Origin of the sequence: Methanobrevibacter sp. (genome assembly GCF_045586545.1) — an archaeon.
GTDB lineage: Archaea > Methanobacteriota > Methanobacteria > Methanobacteriales > Methanobacteriaceae > Methanocatella.
The window spans coordinates 1-5,920 of record NZ_JAZNAN010000127.1; the positions used below are offsets into that span (position 1 = coordinate 1).

Consider the following 5,920-nt stretch of genomic DNA (forward strand, 5'->3'; position numbering starts at 1 on the left):
GTAAACCTATAGATGGTGGACCAGATATCATTCCAGATAAAGAATTAGATGTAAACGGTTCTCCAATGAACCCAGCAGCAAGACAATTCCCTGCAGAATTTATTCAAACTGGTATTTCTACTATTGATGGAATGAACACACTTGTACGTGGTCAAAAATTACCTATCTTCTCAGGTTCTGGTTTACCACACAACCAACTCGCAGCTCAAATTGCAAGACAAGCAAAAGTACTTGCAGAAGAAAGTGAATTCGCAGTAATTTTCGGAGCTATGGGTATTACTCACGAAGAAGCAAACTTCTTCATGAACGAATTTGAACAAACTGGAGCACTTGAAAGAGTAACAGTATTCATGAACTTAGCAGACGACCCTGCTATTGAAAGAATCTTAACTCCAAAAATGGCTTTAACCACTGCTGAATATTACGCATTCACCTTAGGTATGCAAGTATTGGTTATCTTAACAGATATGACTAACTACTGTGAAGCTTTAAGGGAAATTTCCGCAGCAAGGGAAGAAGTACCTGGAAGAAGAGGTTACCCGGGTTACATGTACACTGACCTCGCAGGTATTTATGAAAGAGCAGGACGTATCGACGGTAAAGAAGGTTCCATTACTCAAATGCCTATCTTAGTTATGCCTCAAGACGATATTACTCACCCAATTCCTGACTTAACCGGTTATATTACCGAAGGACAAATCGTATTAAGTAGGGAAATCTCAAGGAAAGGTATTTACCCTCCTGTAGACGTACTTCCTTCACTTTCTCGTTTGATGAGTGGTGGTATCGGTGGAGACAAAACTAGGGATGACCACAGTGGTGTATCTGACCAACTCTATTCTGCATATGCAGAAGGTCGTGAATTAAGAGACTTAGTTGCGGTTGTAGGGGAAGAAGCACTTACTGAAAGGGATCAAAAATTCTTAGAATTTGCACAAGCATTTGAAGACCAATTCATTACACAAAGTAAAGATGAAGACAGAACCATCTTTGAAACTTTAGACCTTGGTTGGAGCTTACTCAAAATCTTACCTAAAGCTGAACTCAAAAGGGTTAAAGAAGAATTTATTGAACAATACCTTCCAAAAGATGACTAATCTCGTTACAGTAATGTAGGTGATTAAATGGCACAAGATATTATAGATGGAATTAATCCAACTCGTATGGAATTATTGTCTCTTAAGAACAGGACTAAACTAGCTGTTAAAGGGCACGGTTTACTCAAAGAAAAAAGGGACGCTTTAATTAAAGAGTTTTTTGATATCTTGGATCGTGTCAAAGGTATTCGTGAAAATGCAGAATTAAGTTTAAAAGAAGCAAATGATGCTTTACTTGAAGCTCAAATTGCTATGGGTGATTTGGCTGTTAGAAAAGCAGCATTATCCGTTAAAGAATCTATTGATGTAGAAATTACATCAAGAAGTGTTATGGGTGTTGCTGTACCTGTGACTAATGTTAAAATGGAAGAAAGATCCATTATTGACAGGGGTTACGGTTTTTCTGATACTACCATCCAATTAGACGAAGCTGCAAAGAAATTCGAGGAATCTCTTAAGTATTTAATTGAACTTGGTGAAGTAGAAAAAACTATTTTCTTACTCGCTGAAGAAATTGAAGCTACTAAACGTAGAGTAAATGCTTTAGAACATATTATGATTCCAAGATTCCAAAATACTGAAAAGTATATTGATATGAGACTCCAAGAAATGGAAAGAGAAAACTTTGTAAGATTGAAAATGATTAGGTCCACTATGGAGAAAAATGAAAAAGCTGCTGCTGCTGAAGCAGCTAAAAATGCTGAAGCTTAAATTTTTCTCTTTACTTTTCATTTTCTTTTATTTTTATTTATTTTTTAATTTTAAATTCAGATATTCATTAATTTTTAAAAAGAGTCATAATAATTAAGTTACTGTAAAAAATTATTTTTCTAGAAATTATTAGAAAAGGGTGTAAAAATGAAAAGAAATCCAATAGACCAATATATGAAGGACCCTGATAATAAAGCCAAAGTATTTGTGTGGATGACACGAGCTATGGTTATAACTACTTTTATGATTACTTTAGGAGTAATATTGTTTATTCTTTATCTAGTTGGCATTTTATAGCTACTCTATTAACGATTTCACTAGTTGATTCTACTTTTTCGTATAATTTTTTGAAATCCTTATCCTTATCTATAATTGTTAGCAAGGGTTCTGATTTTTCAGTAATTGATCCAATGTGTGGCAAATCATAGATATTGTCCAAATCTATTTTTTGATATTTGTTTCTATTTGGGGAGTAGATGATTTTCTTGTATGCATAGTATTGAGGCTTTGGAATTTCTATGAGTTCCCCTTGACATGCCTTGATGTGTGCCTCCAGCATATTTATTCCTAAGGTCTTTTCCATGCATTCAAATGTTCCCTGAATACGTGGATTGATTTCGATTACATAAAGTCCCTCTTCATTAAGGATATAGTCAACACCATTTGAACCTATCAAATTGAATTTGCTTGCCAGTTTTTCAGATGTGATTTTCATTTCCCGAATGATTTCATCAATGTCATCAACTTCAGCCATGATGGATTCGTTTGTCAGTGGCAAAATATTTCCCACATATATGAAGCTATTGTTTTTTTCAAAATCATTCATTGTCAATAACCTGGAGGTCATGATTGTTTTGGATTGACTTTCTGTTGCTAAAACTGATGAACTTAGGCTGATACCATGGACATATTCTTGCATGATAAATTTCCCCTCATTAAAATTAACATCTATGTCATTATCTGCAAGTTGTATGCCATACCCCCCACTTCCTTGAAGGGGTTTTAAAATAAATTGAATGTCTTGATAATTTTTCTTTATTTCAATCGCTTCATCTACATCATTTAGTATAAAAGTCTTAGGAGTTAAGAATTCATCCTGGATTTTCTTGTAAAATCTGAATTTGTTTTCGATATCTCCAACATCCCTGTTTCCCAAAATCTTTTTTTGATCATTTTTTGAAAAGTCGCTTGGTGAAATTCCGGAAATCGGGATGATGTAGTCGACTTCATCAATATAGTCTGATGAAATTTCCAAAAGGTGCTGAGGATTGAACTCATCTTCAAACAAACCGCAGCTTTGACCATCCTCCTCTTTTAAGACAATCTTCTGATTTTTAATGGTAGGAGTATCTGATGTGGAAAAATAGCTTGTGGAATATACTTCATAATCTAGCTTCAATGCGCTATTGAGCATACTTCTTGTATCAATTCCAATAAGTAAAAGCTTCATCATAAAATATCAATAAAAAAAGTTAGTATATAGTCCCGAGCGGAGTCGAACCGCCGTCTCCGGGTCCAAAGCCTAGAAGGATTACCACTACCCTACGGGACTATGAATTGTTGTACTTCATACAACATTAAATATATCTTTATAAGGTACTATTTAAATTTATCGGTGATTTGACAATTTTTGATAAAATAAGCATTTTTCATGCCACATACATTTAAAACAAATTTTAGAAACGCTTTCTGAGGTGTTAAAAGTATTATCAATTATTTCAAACAATTCATGTGAATTATACTCTTTTGTGATATCCAGTTTTTTCAGGACTTCACCATCCATCTCAACAATCCTTTCGTTTTGCTCAATGCTTCCACAAATATTGTTCTTTAGATTTGGACATGCTGAGCAGATGTCATCTGGTGATGATGTTAGTGAAATTGTAGTTTCAGGTAATTTTCTTATAGAGTTAATCTCAGTCATGTTTTTTGTAAATGCCTCATCATAGCCATAGCCCTGAAAACCCTTAAGGCATAACAAGTGATGTCCTCTAAGCAATAGTTTCATAAAAATCAAAAAAAAGTAAAAAGAAAGGTTTATAAAAAACCTTTTTAATCTTTTGGTAAAAATACTTTGGATACGCCAGCAGCACCCAATATTTTTACAATATCCCCTGCGATGAATGGAACAAGCCCCATCATTAAAAGATCAACAACGCCAATGGTTGCGCCTTGAGTTAGACTGTACCATAATGCAAGTCCTAAAAGTCCTGGAATGTAGATTAATGCAAAGTTTGCAATTCCAATGACAACAGCCATGCTTGTAAAGTTACGTGCTTTTGCATATTTTTCGGTTATTGCTCCAATAAAGTATGATGCAATAACGAATCCGATAAAGAATCCGCAGGTTGAACCTAAAAAGATATCAAGTCCACCAGTCATTCCACCAAACCAAGGAATGAATGCAACACCTAAAACGATGTATAGAATTTGGCTTAAACATCCGTATTTCTTACCTAAGAATAAACCAGAACATAATACTGCAAATGTTTGTGCAGTTATAGGAACTGGAGTCCATGGGAGGGGGATAATGATTTGCGCCATTATACCGGTTAAACATGCCATCATTAAGGACATGAGTACTTTAGTAGCTGTACTAGCATCCTGAATTCTTTCGAAAACATTTTTCCTAGTACTGTAGTAACTATCTGCATTAATATTCATACTTTTACCTCCTATTTCCTTTTTTGTAATTTATTAAGTCTAATCTATAGTTATGATTTTAACGTCATGAGGTTTTTTAACTATATTCACTGATTTGAATGCGACTAGTTTTTTAATTCCTTTCTGTGATGCCACATCAACGAGTCTTTGGCTGATTACACCATCAAAGATTACGGTATCTGCGGTTCCGTCTATGTTTTTGATTTCTTCATAGATGTTTTCCACTTCAACCTCTTTAGTCATATTCAATGCTTCATCCAAGATTGCTCCACTGCCGGTTCCTTCGAACTCTCTGAGCATGTCTTTCATTAAGCTTACTTCATCATCTTCAACAGCTGGCTCTTCAACTGGAGGTTTTTCTTCACGACGGTTGAACCTTTGTTTTCTGTTGTTCCTGTCGTTACGTTTTCCGTTTTCCTTTTTGCCATTATTATTGTCGTTTAAGATGTTTGAAGTTGCAAGGAATTGTGCAGTTGGAACCTTATCTCTAAGTGCAACCAAAACTTCGTCCTTTTCAAGGTCTTCAACTTCTTTTCCTTTTGGTGCACGTGTGATGTAGTCGACGTCTCCAATTTGCAAGAGTTCTTTCAAGATGAGTTCTCCACCTCTGTCCCCATCAACGAATGCAGTGGTGGTTCTTTTTTTACTTAACTCACCAATGGATTTTGGTACACTTACTCCTTCAACAGCAACAGTATTTTTAATGCCGTATTTGAGTAGGTTTAAAACATCACTGCGTCCTTCTACCACGATGATTGCATCGGATGTGTGGATGCTAGGGCCGGCTGGTAGGCGGTCTTCACCATATTCGGAGATTTCATGAACTCTCATTGCTTCTCTTACTTCTTCAATCATTCTCATGCTGGTTGGACCAACGCTTTCAACCATCTTTTTATAGATCTCTTTAGCACGGTTAACCACTTGTTCCCTTTTGACAGCCCTTACGTCTTCAACGTGTGTAGTTTGGATTTCAGCTTCACAAGGTCCTACACGGTTGATTGTTTCTAAGGATGCTGCGAGAATGGCGGTTTCAACTCTGTCTAAACTGGAAGGAATTACAATTTCACCTTTTGCTCTTCCGCTGTTGGATTGGATGTTTACTTGAATCCTACCAATTCTTCCAGTTCTTTGAAGTTCTCTTAAGTCTAAATCATTACTAAGTAAACCTTCAGTTTGCCCAAATACTGCACCAACAACATCTGGCTTTTCTACAATACCATTAGCATTAATTTGGGCGTGGATTAAATATTTTGTTGTAGTTAATTCTTCACCTTTTCCCATTTTTAAGCCTCCTAAGCTTATTAATCGGGATAATTTATGTAATTCTAAAAACTAATGATTTTTAGTAGGTAAATTTGCATAAATTATACGATAAACATGTTCGTCAGTCAATGACCTATTATACACTAAAAAAAGAGTTTATACATTTGGAGAGTTTTACTATTAAG

The 5,920-nt window shown here is 35.3% G+C and carries 6 protein-coding genes and 1 tRNA gene; 2 read left to right on the forward strand and 5 right to left on the reverse strand.

The window, feature by feature from the left end; all coding sequences use genetic code 11:
- Positions 1 to 1,097 (forward strand): V-type ATP synthase subunit B (locus ACKI3D_RS09545; protein WP_407394039.1); only part of this gene is annotated, 1,097 nt, incomplete at its 5' end.
- Between the two features lie 27 nt (positions 1,098 to 1,124).
- Entirely contained in the window at positions 1,125 to 1,808 is a 684-nt protein-coding gene (locus ACKI3D_RS09550) for a V-type ATP synthase subunit D (protein WP_407394041.1), read from the forward strand.
- A gap of 268 nt (positions 1,809 to 2,076) precedes the next feature.
- Here ACKI3D_RS09550 and ACKI3D_RS09555 read toward each other — a convergent pair whose 3' ends face one another.
- The 5 genes from ACKI3D_RS09555 to dnaG all read right to left on the reverse strand — a co-directional run bounded on the left by ACKI3D_RS09555 (position 2,077) and on the right by dnaG (position 5,753).
- Complete coding sequence (locus ACKI3D_RS09555; RefSeq protein ID WP_407394043.1) at positions 2,077 to 3,261, reverse strand: ATP-grasp domain-containing protein; 1,185 nt, start codon at positions 3,259 to 3,261, stop codon at positions 2,077 to 2,079.
- Positions 3,262 to 3,288: 27 nt separating this feature from the next.
- A tRNA-Gln gene (locus ACKI3D_RS09560) sits at positions 3,289 to 3,360 on the reverse strand.
- A gap of 57 nt (positions 3,361 to 3,417) precedes the next feature.
- Positions 3,418 to 3,816 carry a DUF1284 domain-containing protein gene (locus tag ACKI3D_RS09565; protein WP_407394045.1) on the reverse strand — a complete coding sequence of 133 codons (399 nt, stop codon included), beginning with the start codon at positions 3,814 to 3,816 and terminating at the stop codon, positions 3,418 to 3,420.
- A 44-nt stretch (positions 3,817 to 3,860) separates the two neighbouring features.
- Positions 3,861 to 4,466, reverse strand: a complete 606-nt coding sequence (locus ACKI3D_RS09570; RefSeq protein WP_407394049.1) for a biotin transporter BioY — start codon at positions 4,464 to 4,466, stop codon at positions 3,861 to 3,863.
- A gap of 45 nt (positions 4,467 to 4,511) precedes the next feature.
- Positions 4,512 to 5,753: a DNA primase DnaG gene (dnaG, locus tag ACKI3D_RS09575; protein ID WP_407394047.1), complete on the reverse strand. Its 1,242-nt coding sequence runs from the start codon at positions 5,751 to 5,753 to the stop codon at positions 4,512 to 4,514.
- Between the last annotated feature and the right edge of the window lie 167 nt (positions 5,754 to 5,920).

Coding starts and splice junctions, on each gene's coding strand:
- ACKI3D_RS09565 (WP_407394045.1), bottom strand. CDS start 3,816: ATGAAACTATTGCTTAGAGGACATCACTTGTTATGCCTTAAGGGTTTT.
- ACKI3D_RS09550 (WP_407394041.1), top strand. CDS start 1,125: ATGGCACAAGATATTATAGATGGAATTAATCCAACTCGTATGGAATTA.
- ACKI3D_RS09555 (WP_407394043.1), bottom strand. CDS start 3,261: ATGATGAAGCTTTTACTTATTGGAATTGATACAAGAAGTATGCTCAAT.
- dnaG (WP_407394047.1), bottom strand. CDS start 5,753: ATGGGAAAAGGTGAAGAATTAACTACAACAAAATATTTAATCCACGCC.